Here is a 19332-nt window from a genome sequence, read left to right as displayed (position 1 = left end):
AGATCGTTTGAGTGCGTACGACCTGCCGTTTGGCGGATCGTACGTGTACAAATGAACCCCGCGCAAGAGTTGACATGAAAGGAGTCGGGGTGCCCGCGCACTACTCGCTCTCCGAAACCGAGGAGGCGGTGAAGCGCAGGTTGGGGCCGATCCCGGTCCGCAGGGAGGCGCTCGCCGCGGTCTCCAACCTGTATCGCGCGGCCGCCGCGGTCCGCCAGCACCTGGAGAACTCGGCGCTCCGGTCGGCCGACCTCACCTGGAGCGCGTTCGTCGTGCTGTGGGTCGTGTGGATCTGGGAGGAGATCGAGACGCGGTACGCCGCGGCCGAGGCGGGCATCTCCAAGGGCACGCTCACCGGCATCATCAAGACCCTGGAGTCGCGCGGCCTGGCCGAGCGCCGCCAGCACCCCGACGACGGCCGGCTGGCGCTGCTGCGGCTCACCCCCGAGGGGCTCGCGCTGATGGAGAAGCTGTTCCCCGCGTTCAACGACGAGGAGTCGTTCGTGGTCGGCGCGCTCGACGCCGAGGAGTCCCTGCACCTCGCCGACACGCTGCGGCGGATCGTCACGCACCTGGAGGAGCACGGCGAGGAGCGCAGGGAGAACCTGCGCCGGGAGTCCCCCGCGCCGCCGCGCCGCGGGGGACGCCGCCGGTCAGGCTGAGCGGGCCGCCGCGACCAGGCCGTCGAAGATCCGCTGGTTGACCGGGTCGGTCGCCGCGGTGTCCTCGGGGTGCCACTGGACGGCGAGGAACCATCCCCTACGCGCGGCCGGCTCGGCGGCCTCGATCGTGCCGTCCTCGGCGTGCGCGACGGCCTCCAGCCCCTCCCCCAGCGACGACGCGCACTGGTGGTGGTAGCAGGACGCCTCGATCTTCTCCACCCCGGTCACCTCGGCCAGCAGCGAGCCAGGCCGTACGCGCACCGGGTGGACGACGTGGCGGTGGTCGGGCTCCATGTGCTGGACCAGCCGCCCGCCGAGGACGACGTTGACGACCTGCAGGCCCCGGCAGACGGCCAGGGTCGGCATCCCGGTGGACAGCGCGTGCCGGGCCGCCGCGAGGTCGAAGGCGTCCTGCTCGGCGTCCACGTCGTAGACGCTCTCGTGCGCCGCGTCCTCGCCGTACACGGACGGAGAGAGGTCGCCCCCGCCGGGGAGCAGCAGGCCGTCCGCGACGGCGAGCCGCTCGGCGGCCTCGTCCGCACCCACGGGGTGCATGAGGAAGGGCTCGCCGCCCGCGCGGTGGACGGCGTCGGCGAGCGCCCGGGCGGTGACCACCGCCGAGTAGCGGAGCGCGGACGTTGTGGCGGCGAACCGCGAGGGAATCGCGATGATCGGCCGGCGGTCGGGCATCCCAGCCTCCTTGCAGTTGTTTGACTCCAAACGATAGCGGCATATTGACTGGCCGGGAGAGCGAGACCTAAGTTGTTTGGGACCAAACGAGCTGGAGGAGCGGATGGCCACTGTCGGGGATGTCACGATCCAGGAGGACCACTGGATTGGAGGCGCACGGGTCTCCTCACCTGCGACGTTCGACGACGTCTCGCCGATCGACGGACAGGTGATCGCGCGCGTCGCACGCGGCGGCGCGAAGGAGGCCGAAGAGGCGGTCCGGGCCGCGACCAAGGCGTTCCCCGCGTGGGCCCGCACGAGCCGTGAGGAGCGGGCGCGTCTGCTGCACGCGATCGCCGACGGAGTCGAGAAGCGGCTGGACCAGCTCGCGATCGTGGAGACGACCGACAACGGCGCTCTGCTGCGGTCGCACCTGCGCGGCGTGATGCCCCGGGTGGCGCACAACTTCCGCTTCTTCGCCGACTGGCTGCTCGGGCTCGGGCACGACGACTTCGAGACCCGCGGGCACCGCAACCACGTCTCGTGGGATCCGGCTGGCGTCTGCGCGCTGATCACCCCGTGGAACGCGCCGCTCATGCTGGCCACCTGGAAGATCGCCCCCGCGCTCGCCGCGGGTGACACGGTCGTCCTCAAGCCGGCCGAGTGGTCCCCGCTCACCGCGTCGCTGCTCGCCGAGATCACGGTCGAGGCCGGGCTGCCCGACGGCGTCTTCAACGTCGTCCAGGGGTACGGCGAGGAGGTCGGCGCCCCGCTGGTCGCCCACCCCGACGTGCGCCGGATCAGCTTCACCGGCTCGGTGCCCACCGCCCGCCACATCGCCCGCGCCGCGGCGGCCAACCTGACCCCGCTGTCGCTGGAGCTCGGCGGCAAGTCTCCGCTGATCGTCTTCGCCGACGCCGACCTCGACCTCGCCGTGAACCTCGCGGTCGAGCAGTACGACAACGCCGGGCAGGTGTGCCTGGCCGGGACCCGGCTGCTGGTCGAGGAGAGCGTCGCCGCCGAGTTCACCGAGCGCTTCGTCGCCAAGGCGAGCGCGCTGCGCCAGGGCGATCCGCGCGACCTCGCCACCGACATCGGCCCGAACATCCACCGCGAGCACTTCGAGCGGATCGACGGGTTCGTCCAGCGGGCCATCGCCGCCGGGGGCACCCCCGTCATCGGCGGCGGACCCAACACCGACCTCGGCGGCCTGTACTACCGGCCCACGTTGTTCACCGGCGTCGCCCCGGACAGCGAGATCGTCAACGAGGAGGTCTTCGGACCGGTCCTCACGCTCCAGACGTTCCGCACCGAGGACGAGGCCGTCGAGATGGCCAACTCCACGAAGTTCGGCCTGGCCGCCACCCTCGCGACCGGCTCCCGCGAGCGGGCCGACCGCGTCACCGAGCGGCTGGTCGCCGGCACCGTCTGGGTCAACTGCTTCTTCGTCCGCGACCTGCAGGCCCCGTTCGGCGGCGCACGGCAGTCCGGCGTCGGGCGCGAGGGTGGCGACTGGAGCTTCGACTTCTACTGCGACGTCAAGAACACCGTCACCGCGCCGGGAGGCTGGAATGGGTGAAATCGTCGGCGCGGGCATCCTCGCCCACGCCCCGACGGTCATGCTGCCCCTCGAGGTCCGCAAGGAGCTCAACGAGGGCAAGGAGATCAGCATCGTCCCCGGGCTGCGCCGCCTGCGGGAAGAGGTCTTCGACGCGGTCGACTACGACACCGTGATCGTCTTCGACTCGCACTGGGCGACCACGTTCGAGTTCGTGGTGACCGCGCAGGACCGCCGCTCCGGCCTCTTCACCTCCGAGGAGCTGCCCCGCGGCATGTGCCGGATCCCGTACGACTTCCCCGGCGACCCGGAGCTGGCCCGTCTGATCGCGTCGTACCAGGACCGGCACGCCACCTGGATCACCGCGATCGACGACCACCACCTGCCGATCTTCTACGCCACAGTCAACCTGTGGAAGTACCTCGGCGTCGAGGGCAAGCGGTGGATCTCGATCGGCATGTGCCAGACCGCCGAGACCGAGGACAACCTGCGGCTCGGCCGCGCGGTCGGCGAGGCCGTCGCGGCGAGCGACCGCAAGGTGCTGCTGATCGCGTCCGGCGCTCTCTCGCACATGTTCTGGCCGCTGCGCCACGTGCGCGCGCACGAGTCGAGCGACCCGTCGCACGTCCGCACCCCCGAGGCGCGGGCCGCCGACGAGGAGCGCATCGCGTGGATGCTCGCCGGCGACCACCCCCGCGTGCTCGACACGATGGAGGACTTCTACCGCTTCAAGCCCGAGGGGCGGTTCGGCCACTACCTGATGATGGCCGGGGCGCTCGGCGAGCACGACTTCACCGCGCCCGGCCGGCAGTACAGCGACTACGAGAACGCCACGGGGACCGGCCAGGTGCACGTCTGGTTCGACCGGCCGGAGGGCGGCTTCGCCGCGCCCCGGGCGACCGACAGCTCGGGCGACCCGTACCCCTACCCGTTCACCCTCGAAGGGACCCGTTGATGCCCGAGTACCGCAGGATCCTCCTGGACGGCGCCGCCACCCAGGTGCGCCGCGAGGGTGCCGAGCTGGTCAGCGCCGACGGCCGCGTGGTGGGCGTCGAGGACGCCGTCCACCTGCCGCCGAGCGTGCCCAGCAAGATCATCGCCGTCCACCTGAACCACCGCAGCCGGGTCGAGGAGTTCATGACCTCGCTGCCCCCGGCGCCGACGTACTTCCACAAGCCGACCTCGGCGCTGAACGGGCACAAGGGCGCGATCGTCCGTCCCGAGCGGTGCAAGTACCTCAACTACGAGGGCGAGGTGGCCATCGTGATCGGCCGCACCGCACGCAACATCTCGCCGCAGGAGGCCGGGGACTACATCGCCGGCTACACGGTGGGCAACGACTACGGCCTGCACGACTTCCGCGACACCGACGCCGGTTCGATGCTGCGGGTGAAGGGCTCCGACACGCTCTGCCCGCTCGGCCCCGGCCTCGTCACCGACTGGGACTTCCGCGGCAAGCGGCTGCGCACGTACGTCAACGGCGAGGTCGCCCAGGACGGCTCCACCGACGAGATGGAGTGGGACATGCACTATCTCGTCGCCGACATCGCCCGCACGATCACGCTCTACCCGGGCGACGTGCTGCTGTCGGGCACTCCGGCCAACTCGCGGCCGGTCCAGCCGGGCGACGTGGTCGAGGTCGAGGTCGAGGGCCTCGGCACGCTGCGCAACCACGTGGTCCAGGGGCCCGCCCCCATCCGTGACGACTGCGGCGCCCAGCCGACCGAGTCGGAGGAGGTCATCTCCACCGCCTTCGGCGGCGACTGGGAGTTCCGCGGCGTCCGCCCCCCGAAGCGTTAATCACCACAAGGAGTTCCACCATGAAGGTCGTCGTCGACATGGACGTCTGCAAGGACCACGGGCAGTGCGTCTTCTCCGCCCCCGAGGTCTTCCAGATCAACGAGAACGGCCGGCTGGTCTACGTGGCGGAGCCCGACGAGTCGCTGCGCGACGCCGTCGAGGAGGCCGCCGACGTCTGCCCGCTGCAGGCCATCACGATCGAGGACTGAGCGCGATGAGCCGGCGCATCCTGATCGCGGGCGCCTCGATGGGCGGCCTGCGCGCGGCCGAGCGGCTGCGCGCCTCCGGATTCATGGGAGAAATCGTCGCCGTGGGCGACGAGATCCACATGCCGTACAACCGGCCGCCGCTCTCCAAGGAGGCCCTCGCCTCGGAGGTGACCCACGAGGCGGTCGCGTTCCGGCTGCGCCCGGCCGTCGCCGACGTGACCTGGCGGCTCGGCGTCCCGATCGCCTCCGCCGATCTCGCCGCGGGAGCCGTACGGCTCGCCGACGGCGCCGAGCTGGCCTACGACGGCCTGGTGGTCGCCACCGGGATGCGGCCGCGGCGGCTGCCCACTCCGGGCCCGGCCCGGGGCAGGCACGTGGTGCGCACCATCGAGGACGCCCGCACGCTGCGCGGCGAGCTGGGCCCCGGCGCCCGGGTGCTGGTGATCGGGGCCGGGTTCATCGGATGCGAGGTCGCCGCGACGGCGCGGATCCTCGGCGCCGACGTGACCGTGGTCGCGCCGGAGGCGGTGCCGATGCGCCGCCCGCTCGGCGACGACCTCGGGGCCGCCCTCCAGCGCCGCCACGAGGCGCGCGGCGTCCGGTTCCTGCTGGGCCGTACCGTCGCGGCCTTCTTCGGCGAGGGCCGGGTCGCCGGGGCCGAGCTGTCCGACGGCACCCGGCTCGACGCCGACGTCGTCGTGGAGGCGGTCGGCTCGGCGTCCAACACCGAGTGGCTCGACGGCAACGGCCTCGACCTGTCCGACGGCGTGCTGTGCGACAACGCGCTGCGCGTCGAGGGGCGGTCCGGCGTGGTCGCGGTGGGCGACGTGGCCCGCTTCCCCAACCCGCGCTACGACGACGTGGCGCGGCGGGTCGAGCACTGGAGCATCCCGACCGACACGGCCAAGCGCGCCGCGGTCACCCTGCTCGCCGACCTCGGGCTGGGCGCGCCCGAACCGGCGCCGTTCGCGCCGCTGCCCACGTTCTGGAGCGACCAGTACGACCTGCGGATCCAGTCGTTCGGCGCCCCGGCGCTCGGCGCGGACGACATCCGGGTCCTCGACGGCGACCTCGACGGCGAGGTCGTGGTCGGCTACCACGACGGCGGCGCACTCGTCGGCGTCGTGCTGATCGGCCTCCCGTCCGCCGTCGCGCGCTACCGCGCCGAGCTGATGCGCGCCCCTGTGGCCGCCTGACCCAGGAGAACCGATGGACACGCCGGACACCCTCCGCAACGTGATCGCCGGGGAGAGCCGCGACCCGCGCTCCGGCGAGAGGGCGTCTTCTTCGGCCCCTCCAACTGGAGCAAGCACGTGATGATCAGCCACGCGTGACCGGCGCGGCGAAGTGCTCGGCGAACCAGTCGCGGGCCAGCTCGGCCACGGCCTCGAGCGCGCCCGGCTCCTCGAACAGGTGGGTCGCGCCCGGCACGATCCGCAGCCGGTTCTCGCAGCGGAGCCGCTGCTGGGCCGCCTGGTTGAGGCCGAGCACCACGTGGTCGTCCCCGCCGACGATCAGGAGCGTCGGCGCGGGCACGGCCGACAGCCGCTCCCCCGCGAGGTCCGGCCGGCCGCCGCGTGACACGACCGCCGCGATGTCCGCGTCCGGCGCCGCCGCCGCCCACAGCGCGGCGGCGGCGCCCGTGCTCGCCCCGAAGTACCCGAGCGGAAGGCCCCCGGCCTCCGGCCGGCCCCGCAGCCAGCGGGTCACCGCCACCAGCCGGTCGGCCAGCAGGCGGATGTCGAACACGTTGGCCCGGTCGATCTCCTCGTCCGGGGTGAGCAGGTCGAACAGCAGTGTGCCCAGGCCCTCCCGGTTGAGCGCCGCCGCCACGTAGCGGTTGCGCGGGCTGTGCCGGCTGCTGCCGCTGCCGTGGACGAACACGACGATCCCGCGCGCCCCCTCCGGCACGGTCAGCCGGCCGGCGAGCGGGACGCCCTCCGCGTCCACCCCGATCTCGCCGTCGAACCCGGCCGGCTGCACGGCCCGGTGCAGCAGCTCCACCACCTGCTCGTCGCTCGTCTGCGGGAAGTCGTGGTACCAGGCCCCGATCGCGTACAGGTCGCGCGGCGTCTGCAGGCACACCACCTCGTCGGCGTCCTCGCGCAGCGCGTCGATCGTGTCGGGCGCGCCCACCGGAACCGCGAGCACCACCCGTGCCGCTCCCTGGCCCCGGGCCACCCGGCACGCCGCGCGCGCCGTCCCTCCCGTGGCCACGCCGTCGTCCACCACGATCACCGTGCGCCCGGCCGGCTCGACCCGCGGCCGGCCCCCTCGGAACCGGGCCGCGCGGCGGATCAGCTCCTCGCGCTCGGCCTCCTCCACCTTGGCCATCTGCTCTTTCGTGACACCGGCCAGCCGTACGATGTCGGGGTTCAGGACGCGCACGCCGCCCTCCCCGATCGCCCCGAAGCCGAGCTCCGGCTGGTACGGCACGCCCAGCTTGCGCACCACGATCACGTCGAGCGGAGCGCCCAGCGCCCTGGCCACCTCGTACGCCACCACGACGCCGCCCCGGGGCAGCCCCACCACGACCGCGTCCGCGCCCCCGAGTCGGTCCCGAAGCCGCTCGCCCAGGCGGGTTCCGGCGTCACGCCGGTCAGCGAACACGACCGCTCACCTCCCCTTGTGTGAGGGTCCTCCCGTTCGCCCTGCCCCCACATCGCGAACCGATGCCGCCGAGCGGAGCAAGCCCTGCTCGACCACCGGGCCGAGCGCCGGCTCGTGATATCCCGCGTCGTCGAACAGCACAGTCAGCCGGTCCTCCTCCCGCCGGATTACCTCGCCCCATCCCCACTGCTCGTGCCGTACGCGGGTGTGTCGCGCTGGAGGGCGATCAGCGGCGACACCACCAGTGCCGGGCCGGGCAGCAGCGCGGCCGGCACCTGGTAGATCGCCGATTTCCCGCCGCCGGACGCCATGACCGCCAGCGTGTCCCTGCCGTCCGCGAGCGCGGTCATCGCGGAGAGCTGACCGGGGCGCAGGTCCGTCAGCCCGAGGTGGTCGCGCGCGGCCCGCCGTACCCGCTCGGCCGTATCGGTCACGGCGCGCACCTCGGCCCGCGCCCGACCAGGCGAAACGCGGGTCCCCCGGTTTTGTCGGAGGCGATCTCTACTCTCGCCGCCATGACGAATGCCGTGCAGGCGTATTCCTACGCCGGCCCCTCCACGCTCAGCGAGGGTCACCTGGGGTTGTCGACGTCCGGTGGCCGCACCACGCGCGGCCTGCTCGATCATCCGCGGTTCTTCAGCGGGGTGGTCACCCAGGCGGCCGCGGCGGCGGCCGGCCTGCTCGCCGTCGCCGACGTGGCGCTGACCCGCTACCACCAGCCGCGTCCCGGCTGGAGCCGCGACCCCGTGGTGACCTGTGACGGAGACCGGCTCAGGTTCGAGTCGTTCTCCGCGTGCGGCGGCGTCTACGCGCGGCTCGACGTGCTCGGTCCCGCGCTCGACGGCGAGGTGGTGGACCGGGGCACCACCAACGTCGACGTCAACCTCCCGCTGCGCGAGGCGCTGGCCCGGGTGGGCGCCCGCGACCCCCTGCACCTCGGCGTCGGCCACGACGAGCTGACCGTCACGACGCTCGACGGCGCCGTGGTGGAGAAGAAGGTGCCCCTGCCCGAGCGCTGGCTGCGCGGCTTCGCCGAGGTGCAGGTGATCGCCTCGGGGTTCGACCTGCGCGCCGAGGTGTCCGGCCCGCACGCGGTGCGGTTCCTGCGCGGCCTGCCCAAGAAGAACACGACGGTGTGGGCGGTTCCGGCGGGGCGCGAGCTGCGGCTCACGTCCGCGCCCGCGCCCGGCGCCGTGTGCCTGGCCGGCCCGCACCGGCTCGCCACGATGCTGCCGCTGCTGCGCTTCGCCCGCTCGCTGCGGGCGTACGGCCCGGCCGCCACGGCCGCGTCCCGGGCGTGGAGCGGCGCCGAGGTGGCGGCGAGCGCGTGGGAGCTGGAGCTGCCTGGCATGCGTTACACGCTGGCGATCTCGCCGGAGGCGTGGCGCGGCTTCTCCGGGGAGGGCGCCGTGCTCGCCGACCTGGCCACGGACGAGGCGGCCGACGACGCCGACGTGGTCGGCATGCTGCTCAACTTCGAGCCCGCCGTCGAGGTGGGGCTGCTCGCCGAGCGCTCCGGTCTCCCGCCCGCCCGCGTCAAGGCCGCCCTCACCCAGCTCGGCGTCGCCGGGCGGGTGGGGTACGACCTGGCCGAGGCCGCCCACTTTCACCGCGAGCTGCCCTACGACCGCGACCACGTGCGCGGGCTCAACCCCCGGCTCGTCTCCGCCCGCGCCCTCGTCGAGGCGGGCACCGTACGGGTGACGGGGGACACCGCCGAGGTGAGCTCGAACGGATCCGTCCGCCGGGTGCGGCTCGGCGAGGACTCCTGCACCTGCGACTGGTGGTACGACCACCGCGGCTCGCGCGGCCCGTGCAAGCACGTCCTCGCCGTCCGGATCGTCGCCGCACGCGACAAGCGGGGGCCGGACCTCGGCGTGGACCTGGACGGCGCCGACCTGGACGCGGACCTCGGAGCGCCGGCCTGACCGGCCTGACCGTCCTGGCCGAGTCGCCCCGACCTGACCACGGCCGCGCCGTCGCCCACCTGGTCCGGCCCGGCGCGTCCACCATGATCGAACAGACGTTTGATTAGACTGAGGGGGTGTTCTTCCAGAGTTCGCTGCTGGACTGCGGCGACGAGATCGGGCCGGGCCCGCTCGGGTCGTCGGTGAAGCGCACCCTCCTGGACCACGGGGCGTGGATCGACGTCCGGCCGGGGTGGATCTCCGGCGCGGACGCGCTGTTCGATCGGCTGCTGGACGCGGTGCCGTGGCACGCGGAGAGGCGGCACATGTACGACCGGGTCGTGGACGTGCCCCGGCTGCTCTGCTTCTACGAGGAGGGCCGCCCCCTCCCCGACCCCGCCCTGGACGAGGCGAAGAAGGCGCTGAACGCCCACTACGCCGCCGAGTTGGGCGAGCCGTTCCGCACCGCCGGGCTGTGCCTGTACCGCGACGGCAGGGACAGCGTCGCCTGGCACGGCGACACCATCGGGCGCGGGAGCACCGAGGACACGATGGTGGCGATCGTCTCGATCGGGACGCCGCGCTCCCTGCTGCTGCGCCCGCGCGGCGGCGGGCCGACGCTGCGCCACGAGCTGGGCCATGGGGACCTCATCGTCATGGGCGGGAGCTGCCAGCGCACGTGGGAGCACGCGATCCCGAAGACCGCACGGCCGGTGGGGCCCAGGATCAGCGTCCAGTTCCGCCCGCGCGGGGTCCGCTGACCGAGGCTCAGGATGCCCGGTCCGCCGGGCAGCTCGTCGAGGTGGGCGGGGCGAGGTCGGTCAGGTAGGTCACGGCCGCCGTCATGGCGCACGCGTTGTGCATCGGCCAGGCGGCGTGCCCGTCGCCGTCCCAGCGGATCAGGGTGCTTCCGGGGAGCCGCCGGTGGACGGACTCGGCCCAGCGGCGCGGCGTGGCGACGTCGTGCGCGCCGGAGAGGATCAGCGGCGTGACCGTGGCGGGCACCCGCCAGGCGTGCGGGGTCCAGTGGGCCTGCTGCGGCAGGCCCGCGCAGCCGGACACGATGTCCCACATCTCGGAGGCGCCGCGCAGGCTCGGCCCCCGCCGCGTCGCCGCGCCGGCCAGTCCGATCAACTCGTCGGGACGCACGCGCGGCACGTCCTGGCAGATGATGGCGCGATAGCGCGTGTACTCGTCCCGTCCCTGGTAGCGGGACAGCGAGGTGAGCAGGTTGGCATCCCCCTTGTCCGTCGCGTCCCGGATGCCCGCGGCGAGCCTGCCGTCGACGAGGGGCGTGTTCAGCCCGTCGTTGACGGCGATCCGGAGCTCCTCGGCGGTCACCGCCCGACCGCCCGCGCGCACCTCGCCCCGCTCCGCCCGCGCGTACATGCGGCGGAGCTCGGCGGTGACGTCCTTGCCGCGCAGGACGCACGCCTCGGTCACCGCGCACCGGGCGGCGAAGCGGGCCAGGCCGTCCTGGACGGCGGCGGCCCCGTCGAGGACGAGCCGCGCGGCCGGCAGGGAGCGGTCCACGACGCCGTCGAGGACGAGGGCGCGGACCCGGCTCGGATAGCGCTCGGCGTAGGCCTGGGCGAGCATCGTGCCGTACGAGACGCCGAGGAAGCTGATCGTGGGCTCGCCGAGCGCCGCGCGGACCGCGTCGAGATCCCTGGCGACGGTGTCGGTGTCGAGGTGGGCGGCGAGCGGGCCGGTCCGCTGGAGGCACGACGCGGCGAACGAGGAGCTCGCCGCGACCAGACCGCGCACCTCGGCCCGCGTACGGGGGAAGCGCGACACCTCGGGATTCACCGGATCGGCGCATGAGACCGGCGTGCTGCCCGGCACGCCCCGCGGGTCCACGCCGACGATGTCGAACCGGTCGAGCAGGGCGGGCGGAAACCAGAACTCCGCCCAGTCCTTGCGTGCGGCCATGTCGGCGGCGCCCGCGCCGGGACCGCCGGGGTTGAACATCAGCACGCCGACGCGGCGGGCGCGGTCACGGGCCGGCCGTACCGCGATCCGCACCTGGGCGGAGCCGGACGCGGACGGATGATCCCAGTCGACGGGGACGGTGACGGCGCCGCAGCGGGCGCCCTCGTCCGGCGGGTCGCACGGGACCCAGGAGACGGCCCGCACCCCCGCCGGTGACGGAGCCGCCGCGGCGGGGAGCGCGGGCAGGCAGAGCAGCGCGGCGAGAGCGGCGAGCGACGCCCGGCCGCCCCGGACGCGGAACGCGGAGGATCGCGCGATGGCACGAGGAATTCCCATGCTGCTGAGTGCCGGGGAGGCCGCACGGGTTCAGCGTGACTTGAATCACGTGAAGTGCCCGCGTTTTGCGGTGAACCCGCGGGTCCGGAAGAGTACCCACAACGATGGAGATGACGGATCTGGAGCTGTTGCGGCTGGTCAGCCGGGGTGACGAGCATGCCTTCGAGGCGTTGTACGCCCGGCACGCGGCGGCGCTCCTGGCGTACGCCGAAGGACTCCTGGGCGAGCGCGGACCGGCCGAGGAGGCGCTCCAGGAGACGTTCATCGCCGTGTGGCGCGGCGCGGACTCGTTCGAGGAGCGGTCGCTGGTGCGCACCTGGCTGTTCGGCATCTGCCGCCGTCAGGCGCTCAAGCGGATGCGCGGCCATCTGCCGGCGCTACGCCCCCTCGACGACGCGCTCGACCTGCCCTCGCCCGAGCCGGGGCCGCAGGCCGTGGCGCTGGCGCGCGCCGACGCCGCCGCGGTCGCCGCCGCGCTGGGGACGCTGGCGCCGCTCCACCGCGAGGTCCTCGATCTCGCGTTCGCCGCCGAGATGTCGCATGCGGAGATCGCCGAGGTGCTGGGCATCCCGGTCGGCACGGTGAAGAGCCGCCTGTTCAACGCCCGGGCCGCGCTGGCCCGGGCCCTGCCCGTCGTGGTCGAGGAGGCCGGCCGATGAACCATCCCACCGAACTGCTGCCGGACTACGCCGCGGGCGTCCTTCCCGACCCGGCCGCCGTGGCCGCCCACGTGGAGGCGTGCGCCGAGTGCGCGGCCGAGGCCGAGTCGTGGCGCAGGGTCCGTACGGCCGTCACGGAGCGGGCCGCCGCGGTGGCCCCGCCCACACCGTCGATCTTCGCCGCCATCCGCGCGGGGATCGGATCGGCATCGGCCGGGTCGGCCGCCCGCCTCCGCCCGGTCCCCCGGTACGGCGGCGCACTGGGAGAGCGGCCGTGGCGGCGGGCCGTCGGCCTGTTCGCCCGCCAGCGGACCCTGATCAGATGGCCGGTCTGGGTGGTCTCCGCGGCCGCCCTCGTGCTCGGCGGCGTGATCGCCGCCCGGGTCTCGTCGCTGGGGCTGGCACCGCACGCGCTCGCCACCGTGATCCCGCTGGCCGCGGCGATCGCGGTGGCGGGGGCGTGCGGGGCGGAGCGCGAGCCGGTGGGCGAGCTGCTCGCGGCCACGCCCACCTCGCCCAGGGTGGTGCTGCTCGCCCGGCTGTCGCTGGTGCTCGGCGTGATCGTCACGGGCGGCCTGCTCGTCACGCTCGCGCTCACCCCGTTGCAACCGGTCGCGGGCGCTCTCGGCCTCGTGGCCGCGTGGTTCGGCCCGCTGGTGCCGCTGTCCGCGCTCAGCTTCGCGTTGTCGGTGCTGTGGCGGCCGTCCGTCGGCGTGGGGGCGGCGATGACGCTGTGGCTGCTCCGGATGCTCGCGACGACAGGCGAGATCGACCGGGCGGTGGCGGCCGTGATGGAGCCGCTGTGGTCGCCGGGCTCCGGCATCCTGGTGGGCGCGGCGGCGCTCGTCGCGGTGACGGTGCTGCTGGCACCGCGTCTCCCGCGCGGAGCGGCGCACCGGGCCGGCCTCTGAACCGGAACAAGATTCCGGTGAACCGATCCGGCCCGGCCGGTACCCACCTGTGTGAAACCGATGTCCCTGTGGCGGTACGAGGCCCGGCGTGCGGGATGGCCGGCCTGCCTGGCGCCGCCCGCCTCCCTTCTGGTCACCCTCGCCCTCGCGGCGGCGGGGGCGGCCTTCGGCACGCCGCGGCCGTTCGTCCACAACCTGCTCCTCTCCGGCGTCGAGGCGCTCGTCCCGCTGGCCGCGGCGATGGCGGCGGTCACGGTGGTCAGCGTGGACCGCTGCCGCGAACTTCAGCTCGCGCTGCCCACCGGCTACTCCTGGACGCTGGGCCGCCGGCTGGGTGTGGTGGCCGGGATCGGCGCCGTGTTGTCGCTGCTCTTCTCGGCCGCGCTGCGGCTCACCGGCTCGTGGGCCGGGCCGGACTCGCCCCTCGCGTCGGCCCTGGTCTGGGCGTCGCCGCTGCTGGGGCTCACCGGGCTGGCCCTGCTCGTGGCCGTCCTGGGGCGCAGCGTCGTGCTGGCCACCACGACGGTCGCCATGGTGTGGCTGTGCCAGCAGCTCTTCGCCTCGGCGCTGGTCGCCGGCGCGTGGTCGCGTCCGTTCTTTCTGTTCCTGACCAGCCGGGAGGGCGTCGCCGACGGCTGGTGGACGAACCGCGCGGTGCTCGCCGCCTGCGGCGTCCTGTTCATCACGACCGCGCTCCTGCTGCTGCGCCGGCCGGAGCGCCTCCTGACGGAGGAAGAAGTATGAGGGGGCGTTTCTTCGCCGTCTGCCGCTACGAGTTCCGCATGCAGATCCGCAAGCGGTCCCTGTGGTTGAGTACGGCCGGTCTGGCCGTCCTCATCGCCGTCGCCCAGGGCGACCGGGGCCCGCGCCACCTGCCGGCCGCCGCGGACGCCGCCCGGGTGATGGGCTCGTGGGCGCTGCTGTTCTCGATGCTGCTGCCCATCGGGTTCGGCATGGTGCTGGCCGACCGGCTCGTCCGCGACCACCGGCTGGGCGCCGCGTCGCTGCTCGCCAGCCTGCCGACCCGGCCGGGCGCGCTGGTAGCCGGGAAGTACGCCGGGTCCGTCGCCGCGACCGCCGTCCCCGCCCTGCTGGTGCTGCTCGTCACGGCGGCGGGCGAGTTCGTCCACCGGGGCGACCCGGCCCTGTTCCTCTGGGCGGTCGTCGCGTTCGCCGTGGTGCTGCTGCCGGGCCTGGCGTTCGTGGCCGCGTTCGCGCTCGTCTGCCCGCTGATGTTCTCGGCGCCGCTGTTCCGGGTGCTGTTCGCGGGCTACTGGTTCTGGGGGAACCTGCTCGGCCCGAACTACCTGCCCTCGCTGACGGGCACCCTGCTGACGCCGATCGGCGACTACCCGGCGAGCTGGCTCATCGGTGAGCGCGCTCTGTACGCGGGCGCCCCCGGCTGGCTCTCCTTCCTGCGGCCCGAACCCGGCGGCGGCGCGGCGCTCCTCAGCGTCGTCCTGCTGGCCGTGCTCGCGACGCCGCCCCTCGTGTTCGCGAGCCCGCTGCTCGCCCGCCGTACCTCGTCCTGAAACGGAGACCAAGGAAGACCATGGACATCATGATCAGCGGGCTGCGCCGGCGGTTCGGGCGCGTCGAGGCGCTGCGCGGCGTCGATCTCGCCGTACCGGGAGGCATGTTCGGCCTGCTGGGCACGAACGGCGCGGGCAAGACCACCCTCATGCGCATCCTGGCCGGGGTGCTGCCCCCGACCAGCGGGCGGGTGTTGGTGGGCGGCCACGACATCACCACGCGGGCGGGACGGCTGGCCGTACAGCGGCGGCTGGGATACCTGCCGCAGGACCTCGGCCTCTATCCCGACCTGACGACGCACGAGTTCCTGGAGTACGTCGGCCTGCTCAAGGGCCTGGACGACGACGCGGCCCGGCGGCGCCAGATCGGCGAGCTGCTCGACATGGTGGGGCTGTCCGACGTGGCCCGGCGCCGGCTCAAGGGCTTCTCCGGAGGCATGCGGCGGCGGGTCGGCATCGCCCAGGCCCTGCTCGGCGACCCCGCCCTGGTGGTCGTGGACGAGCCGACGGCCGGGCTCGACCCCGAGGAGCGCATCCGGTTCCGCACGCTCCTCGCCCAGATCGCGGGCCACCGGACGGTGCTGCTGAGCACGCACATCGTGGAGGACGTCGCGCAGACCTGCCAGGAGGCCGCCGTCATGGCCTCGGGACGGGTGGTCTTCACCGGCCCGGTGACCGGCATCATCGACCGGGCCCAGGGCGCGACGTGGGAGGTCGTCACCCAGGGGCCGCCCCCGTCCACCGGCGTGGTGGTGTCGGCGGTCGGCCGTCCGGGCGGCACCCACTACCGCGTGGTCAGCCCCACCAAGCCGGACCCGGCCGCGGTCCCCGTGCAGCCGTCGCTGGAGGAGGGCTACGTCGCGCTCATGCGGGAGGCCGTACCCGGCTGATCGCGCCGGCCGGATGACGTGCCCGGCGCGCCGGGAGGTCTCTCCCGTGACGCCGGGACGCCCGATGTGCGGCAATATGGGCGATCGGTCCCCCTCCTCAAGGAGCGCCCGTGCGCATCGGTCTCGCGTGGAGCGTCTTCGGCCTGGCCTGCGTGCTCGCCGTCGCGGGAGGACCCCTCACCCAGAGGACCGCCCAGGACGTCGCGATCGCGCTGAGCTTCTGCCCGCTCGGCGCGTACCTGGTGGCCCGGCGGGCGGGCGGCGCGGTCGGCCCGCTGTGCCTCATGGCCGTGCTCGGGGCGGCGGCGCACGCCGCGGAGCGGTACGGCGCGCACGTCGACTGGCTCCGCTGGCTGGCCGGCTGGGTGTGGGCGCCTCCGCTGCTGACCATCACGAGCGTGCTGCTGCTCCTCGTCCCGGAGGGGCGTTTGCCGAGCCCGCGCTGGCGGCCGGTCGCCGCCGTCGCCGTCGTGGTCATCACCGCCTTCACCGTCCTGCTCGCGTTCGTCCCCGACCCCGTGATGGACAATCCGTACGCCGTGGAGGCGCTGCGGCCGCTCGTGTGGGCGCTGCCGATCGCGCTCGGCGTGCTCGCCCTGATCTCGATCTCGTGCATGGCCGGGCTGGTCGTGCGGACCGTGCGCGCGACCGGGCGACAGCGGCTCCAGCTCCTGTGGATCTGCTCGGGCGGGGCCGCGTTCGCGATCGGCTCGTTCTCCGAGTCGGTGCTCCCATCGGCGGTGGCCGTGCCGCTGACCGCCGTGGGGACGTTCGCGCTGCCCGCGGGCATCGCGCTGGCCATGCTCAGGCACGACCTCTACGAGACCGGGCCGCTGCTGCGCGCGATCCTGACCTACGGCCTGCTCGCGCTGGTGCTGGTCGGCGTGTTCGCGCTGCTCGCGCCCATTCCCGGGGACGCGAACGCCGTGGCGGCGGCCGGTGTGGCGCTCGCGGCGGAGCCGACGCGGCGCTATCTCGGCCGAACCACCGGCCGGCTCCTGTACGGCGGACGCGCCGACCCACGGGAGGCGGCCGCACGGCTGGCCGAACGACTGGCCGCCACCTCGGTCCCGGACGAGATCGTCGCCGCGCTCGCGGACGCGGTCACCGACGTGACACGCACGCCGTACCTGCGGGTGCGCCTCGGCCCTCAGGACGCCCCTCTGAAGGTCATCGAGCGCGGCGGGCCGCCCCGGGTCGCCCTCACCGTGCCGCTCTCCTTCCAGGGAGAGGCGCTCGGCTCGCTCGACGTCGCCGAGGGCAGCGCGTGGACGCTGCGCGGCCTGGCGCTCCAGGCGGGCGCGGCGCTGGCCGCCGCCCACCGGCAGATGGCCCTCCAGCACTCGCGGCGGCTGCTGGTCACCGCCCGCGAGGAGGAGCGACGGCGGATCAGCCGGGACCTGCACGACGGTCTCGGGCCCGTGCTCGCCGGGATCGGCTTCTCCGTGGACGCCGCGGGGAACGCCCTGCGCGACGACCCCGACCGGGCGTCGTCGCTGCTCGCCCACATCAGGGAGCAGGTGGGCGAGGCGGGGACGAGCGTGCGCCGCCTCGTACGCGGGCTGCGCCCTCCGGAGCTGGCCCAGCTCGGGCTCGGCCCCGCGATCGAGTACGCGTCCGCGTCGCTGCACGCCTCGGGCGTGGCGGTCGAGGTCGGCGTCTGCGACACCTCCGGGCTGGGCGCGGCGGCCGAGACCGCCGCCTACCTGGTGGCCAGGGAGGCGCTCACCAACGCGATCAGGCACTCCGCCGCCCGCCACTGCGCGGTACGGCTGAGCCGCACCGCGACCGCGCTCACCGTCACCGTGGCCGACGACGGCACCGGCCTGCCCGAGCGGGTCACCCCCGGCGTCGGCCTGTCGTCCATGCGCGAACGCGTGGCAGAGCTGGGCGGTACGCTCGCGTTCACCTCCGGCGATCCCGGCACCACCGTGATCGCCTCGATCCCCCTCGGCGAGGAACGATGACGATCCGCGTCATGGTCGTGGACGACCACCCCCTTTTCCGTGACGGGCTGCGGGCGATGTTGTCCAGCGTTCCCGGCCTCGAGGTGACGGCGGTCGCCGAGGACGGCGCGAAGGCGCTGGCCGCGGCCCGCGAGCACGCGCCCGACGTGGTGCTCATGGACATCGCGATGCCGGTCATGGACGGCATCGAGGCCACCCGGCGGCTCGCCGCGCAGCCCGCCCCACCGGTGGTGATCATGCTGACGATGTCGGACGACGACCTGTCGATGCTCGCCGCCATCCGGGCCGGGGCCAGGGGCTATCTGCTGAAGACCGCCACCCAGGACGACGTCGTCAGCGCGGTCAGGGGCGCCGTCCTCGGGCAGGCCGTCTTCGGCCAGGGAGCCGCCGAGGCGGTCATCGCGCTGCTGCACGCGCCGCCGCGCACCTCGGAGCGCCCCTTCCCCAAGCTGACCGACCGCGAGTACGAGATCCTGGACCTCGTCGCGCGCGGCCTCGGCAACCAGGCGGTCGCCTCCCGCCTGCACCTGAGCCCCAAGACCGTGGCCAACACGGTGTCCGCCATCCTCGTCAAGCTGGCCGTTCCCGACCGGGCCGCCGCCATCGCCGCCGCGCGCGACGCCGGCCTCGGCCGGCCCTGACCCCTCGGGATCGGCTCCCCCTCGGCCGGGACGGTCGGCTCTGCCGTACGGGATGGGACCGGGCCGACCCTCGGAACCATGAAGAGAACATCCGTGCGGGCGGCGTTCCCGTTCGCCGCCGCGCTCGCCGCCGTGACCCTGTGGGTGACCCAGACGGTCGCCGGGCGGCAGCACATCCCGTTCACCACGCTCGCCGACTATCTGATGGAGGCGGCGTTCGCCCTCACGCTGGCCACGGGCGTGCTCGCCGTGGTCGCGCTGCGGGCGGCGCACGCGGCCGTCCCGGGCTGGGGCCGCCTCGGCGACGTCGGCGCCGTGCTGTACGGCCTGGGCCAGGCGCTGGTCCTGGTCTCCGCGACGGTCACGCTCGTCACCGCCGACGAGCTCCCCCTGCCGCAGGCGCTGTTCCTCCCGGGCCTCGTGCTCTGGGCGGCGGGGACGGCGCTGGTCGCGGTCGCCGCCTATCGGGCCGGAGTGCTGCCACGGCCCGTGTCCGTCCTCCTGCCGGCGTCGTTCGTGCTGATGCTCGTCCTCGGCGACGCGGGCTCGCTGGCCCCCGCGGCCACCTGGGCGGTGATCGGCGTACGGCTCATGGTCAGGGAGCGACCGCTGGCGGCCTCGGGGTGAAGCGCGTCCCCCGGCCGGGCGTGCCGGCGACCGTCGCGGTGCCACCCCCTCCGGCGGACCGGGTCCGCCTTCCCTGAAGCAGCGCGGGCCGGGATCCAGGCTCATGCTGACGGGACTACGCGTCCTCGACCAGAGGGTGCGCACCCGTCGCGTGAGCCCGCCGCTGGTGGTTGACGGCCCGGAACTTGCTCGATTCCTCCACGCCCCGTACAAGCGGCGCCGACTCCCTTGGGGACCCTTCCCGAAGACCTGCCGTCAAAGGGAGAGTAAAGCTAATCTTGGAGCTCCATAGCGCGGTCGGCGTGGAGGATCCCGTGGGAGAGCAGCCGTCCTTGTTCGGACCGGACCTGGGAACGTTCCAGAAGAAACCGTCGGAAATCGGATTTCAGCGCCTGAGAGTATTGATTACTGTCAAGGCGGCG

Annotated in this window: 20 protein-coding genes; 16 read left to right on the top strand and 4 right to left on the bottom strand. The window is 74.0% G+C overall.

All coding sequences use genetic code 11. The annotated features are described in order from the left end of the window. Window positions 1–89 precede the first annotated feature (89 nt). Window positions 90–662 carry a MarR family winged helix-turn-helix transcriptional regulator gene (locus tag AWQ68_RS36435; RefSeq protein ID WP_066950095.1) on the top strand — a complete coding sequence of 191 codons (573 nt, stop codon included), beginning with the start codon at window positions 90–92 and terminating at the stop codon, window positions 660–662. Here AWQ68_RS36435 and AWQ68_RS36430 read toward each other — a convergent pair. After that, a complete protein-coding gene (locus AWQ68_RS36430) occupies window positions 654–1352 on the bottom strand; it encodes a gamma-glutamyl-gamma-aminobutyrate hydrolase family protein (RefSeq protein ID WP_066950092.1) in 699 nt (232 codons plus the stop codon). The genes AWQ68_RS36435 and AWQ68_RS36430 overlap by 9 nt on opposite strands. Before the next feature lie 103 nt (window positions 1353–1455). Between AWQ68_RS36430 and AWQ68_RS36425 the strand changes: the two genes are divergently transcribed. Genes AWQ68_RS36425 through AWQ68_RS36405 form a run of 5 tightly spaced genes read left to right on the top strand, consistent with a single transcriptional unit; the run spans window position 1456 to window position 6094 of the window. Then, the gene (locus AWQ68_RS36425; protein WP_066950089.1) at window positions 1456–2910 is read left to right on the top strand and encodes an aldehyde dehydrogenase; all 1455 of its coding nucleotides are present in this window, start codon (window positions 1456–1458) and stop codon (window positions 2908–2910) included. After that, on the top strand, window positions 2903–3844 hold the full coding sequence (locus AWQ68_RS36420) for a DODA-type extradiol aromatic ring-opening family dioxygenase (RefSeq protein ID WP_066950086.1): 942 nt from the start codon (window positions 2903–2905) through the stop codon (window positions 3842–3844). Before AWQ68_RS36425 ends, AWQ68_RS36420 begins: the two co-directional genes overlap by 8 nt. After that, window positions 3844–4689 (top strand): fumarylacetoacetate hydrolase family protein, encoded by an 846-nt coding sequence (locus AWQ68_RS36415; RefSeq protein WP_066950084.1) that lies wholly within the window; start codon window positions 3844–3846, stop codon window positions 4687–4689. The genes AWQ68_RS36420 and AWQ68_RS36415 overlap by 1 nt, the downstream gene beginning before the upstream one ends. A gap of 20 nt (window positions 4690–4709) precedes the next feature. Further along, window positions 4710–4898, top strand: coding sequence for a ferredoxin (locus AWQ68_RS36410; RefSeq protein ID WP_066950081.1), 189 nt, complete (start codon window positions 4710–4712; stop codon window positions 4896–4898). A 5-nt stretch (window positions 4899–4903) separates the two neighbouring features. After that, window positions 4904–6094 carry an NAD(P)/FAD-dependent oxidoreductase gene (locus tag AWQ68_RS36405; protein ID WP_066950076.1) on the top strand — a complete coding sequence of 397 codons (1191 nt, stop codon included), beginning with the start codon at window positions 4904–4906 and terminating at the stop codon, window positions 6092–6094. 124 nt (window positions 6095–6218) lie between these two features. On the opposite strand, the gene AWQ68_RS36400 is transcribed toward AWQ68_RS36405, so the two are convergent. Next, window positions 6219–7508 carry a phosphoribosyltransferase family protein gene (locus AWQ68_RS36400; protein WP_066950073.1) on the bottom strand — a complete coding sequence of 430 codons (1290 nt, stop codon included), beginning with the start codon at window positions 7506–7508 and terminating at the stop codon, window positions 6219–6221. A 167-nt stretch (window positions 7509–7675) separates the two neighbouring features. Then, window positions 7676–7942 (bottom strand): DEAD/DEAH box helicase, encoded by a 267-nt coding sequence (locus AWQ68_RS36395; protein WP_066950071.1) that lies wholly within the window; start codon window positions 7940–7942, stop codon window positions 7676–7678. 81 nt (window positions 7943–8023) lie between these two features. Here AWQ68_RS36395 and AWQ68_RS36390 point away from each other — a divergent pair, with 81 nt between their 5' ends. Together AWQ68_RS36390 and AWQ68_RS36385 are read left to right on the top strand one after the other, a co-directional pair. Next, entirely contained in the window at window positions 8024–9436 is a 1413-nt protein-coding gene (locus AWQ68_RS36390) for an SWIM zinc finger family protein (RefSeq protein ID WP_066950068.1), read from the top strand. 116 nt (window positions 9437–9552) lie between these two features. Beyond that, window positions 9553–10176 carry an alpha-ketoglutarate-dependent dioxygenase AlkB gene (locus tag AWQ68_RS36385; RefSeq protein WP_066950064.1) on the top strand — a complete coding sequence of 208 codons (624 nt, stop codon included), beginning with the start codon at window positions 9553–9555 and terminating at the stop codon, window positions 10174–10176. A gap of 7 nt (window positions 10177–10183) precedes the next feature. Here AWQ68_RS36385 and AWQ68_RS36380 read toward each other — a convergent pair whose 3' ends face one another. Beyond that, window positions 10184–11683 carry an alpha/beta fold hydrolase gene (locus AWQ68_RS36380; protein ID WP_084464804.1) on the bottom strand — a complete coding sequence of 500 codons (1500 nt, stop codon included), beginning with the start codon at window positions 11681–11683 and terminating at the stop codon, window positions 10184–10186. Window positions 11684–11793: 110 nt separating this feature from the next. On the opposite strand from AWQ68_RS36380, the gene AWQ68_RS36375 reads away from it, so the two are divergent. The 8 genes from AWQ68_RS36375 to AWQ68_RS36340 all read left to right on the top strand — a co-directional run bounded on the left by AWQ68_RS36375 (window position 11794) and on the right by AWQ68_RS36340 (window position 18910). Beyond that, window positions 11794–12342 (top strand): RNA polymerase sigma factor, encoded by a 549-nt coding sequence (locus AWQ68_RS36375; protein WP_218007196.1) that lies wholly within the window; start codon window positions 11794–11796, stop codon window positions 12340–12342. Continuing rightward, complete coding sequence (locus AWQ68_RS36370) at window positions 12339–13253, top strand: hypothetical protein (RefSeq protein ID WP_066950058.1); 915 nt, start codon at window positions 12339–12341, stop codon at window positions 13251–13253. Before AWQ68_RS36375 ends, AWQ68_RS36370 begins: the two co-directional genes overlap by 4 nt. A 60-nt stretch (window positions 13254–13313) precedes the next feature. After that, window positions 13314–13997 (top strand): hypothetical protein, encoded by a 684-nt coding sequence (locus tag AWQ68_RS36365; protein ID WP_066950055.1) that lies wholly within the window; start codon window positions 13314–13316, stop codon window positions 13995–13997. Beyond that, the gene (locus tag AWQ68_RS36360; protein ID WP_066950052.1) at window positions 13994–14785 is read left to right on the top strand and encodes an ABC transporter permease; all 792 of its coding nucleotides are present in this window, start codon (window positions 13994–13996) and stop codon (window positions 14783–14785) included. Before AWQ68_RS36365 ends, AWQ68_RS36360 begins: the two co-directional genes overlap by 4 nt. Before the next feature lie 20 nt (window positions 14786–14805). Next, window positions 14806–15675: an ABC transporter ATP-binding protein gene (locus AWQ68_RS36355; protein ID WP_066950049.1), complete on the top strand. Its 870-nt coding sequence runs from the start codon at window positions 14806–14808 to the stop codon at window positions 15673–15675. Window positions 15676–15785: 110 nt separating this feature from the next. Then, window positions 15786–17642: a sensor histidine kinase gene (locus tag AWQ68_RS36350; protein ID WP_066950046.1), complete on the top strand. Its 1857-nt coding sequence runs from the start codon at window positions 15786–15788 to the stop codon at window positions 17640–17642. After that, entirely contained in the window at window positions 17639–18283 is a 645-nt protein-coding gene (locus AWQ68_RS36345) for a response regulator (protein WP_218007195.1), read from the top strand. The genes AWQ68_RS36350 and AWQ68_RS36345 overlap by 4 nt, the downstream gene beginning before the upstream one ends. Before the next feature lie 78 nt (window positions 18284–18361). Continuing rightward, on the top strand, window positions 18362–18910 hold the full coding sequence (locus tag AWQ68_RS36340; RefSeq protein ID WP_157546317.1) for a hypothetical protein: 549 nt from the start codon (window positions 18362–18364) through the stop codon (window positions 18908–18910). The last annotated feature ends 422 nt before the right edge of the window (window positions 18911–19332 follow it).

The organism is Microtetraspora fusca (genome assembly GCF_001570365.1).
GTDB lineage: Bacteria > Actinomycetota > Actinomycetes > Streptosporangiales > Streptosporangiaceae > Microtetraspora > Microtetraspora fusca.
The sequence above is the reverse complement of the archived record's forward strand: the minus strand, read 5'-3'. Positions and strand labels throughout refer to the sequence as shown.

Coding starts and splice junctions, on each gene's coding strand:
- AWQ68_RS36405 (WP_066950076.1), top strand. CDS start 4,904: ATGAGCCGGCGCATCCTGATCGCGGGCGCCTCGATGGGCGGCCTGCGC.
- AWQ68_RS36375 (WP_218007196.1), top strand. CDS start 11,794: ATGACGGATCTGGAGCTGTTGCGGCTGGTCAGCCGGGGTGACGAGCAT.
- AWQ68_RS36370 (WP_066950058.1), top strand. CDS start 12,339: ATGAACCATCCCACCGAACTGCTGCCGGACTACGCCGCGGGCGTCCTT.
- AWQ68_RS36365 (WP_066950055.1), top strand. CDS start 13,314: ATGTCCCTGTGGCGGTACGAGGCCCGGCGTGCGGGATGGCCGGCCTGC.
- AWQ68_RS36425 (WP_066950089.1), top strand. CDS start 1,456: ATGGCCACTGTCGGGGATGTCACGATCCAGGAGGACCACTGGATTGGA.
- AWQ68_RS36410 (WP_066950081.1), top strand. CDS start 4,710: ATGAAGGTCGTCGTCGACATGGACGTCTGCAAGGACCACGGGCAGTGC.
- AWQ68_RS36420 (WP_066950086.1), top strand. CDS start 2,903: ATGGGTGAAATCGTCGGCGCGGGCATCCTCGCCCACGCCCCGACGGTC.
- AWQ68_RS36355 (WP_066950049.1), top strand. CDS start 14,806: ATGGACATCATGATCAGCGGGCTGCGCCGGCGGTTCGGGCGCGTCGAG.
- AWQ68_RS36430 (WP_066950092.1), bottom strand. CDS start 1,352: ATGCCCGACCGCCGGCCGATCATCGCGATTCCCTCGCGGTTCGCCGCC.
- AWQ68_RS36415 (WP_066950084.1), top strand. CDS start 3,844: ATGCCCGAGTACCGCAGGATCCTCCTGGACGGCGCCGCCACCCAGGTG.
- AWQ68_RS36360 (WP_066950052.1), top strand. CDS start 13,994: ATGAGGGGGCGTTTCTTCGCCGTCTGCCGCTACGAGTTCCGCATGCAG.
- AWQ68_RS36390 (WP_066950068.1), top strand. CDS start 8,024: ATGACGAATGCCGTGCAGGCGTATTCCTACGCCGGCCCCTCCACGCTC.
- AWQ68_RS36340 (WP_157546317.1), top strand. CDS start 18,362: ATGAAGAGAACATCCGTGCGGGCGGCGTTCCCGTTCGCCGCCGCGCTC.
- AWQ68_RS36380 (WP_084464804.1), bottom strand. CDS start 11,683: ATGGGAATTCCTCGTGCCATCGCGCGATCCTCCGCGTTCCGCGTCCGG.
- AWQ68_RS36345 (WP_218007195.1), top strand. CDS start 17,639: ATGACGATCCGCGTCATGGTCGTGGACGACCACCCCCTTTTCCGTGAC.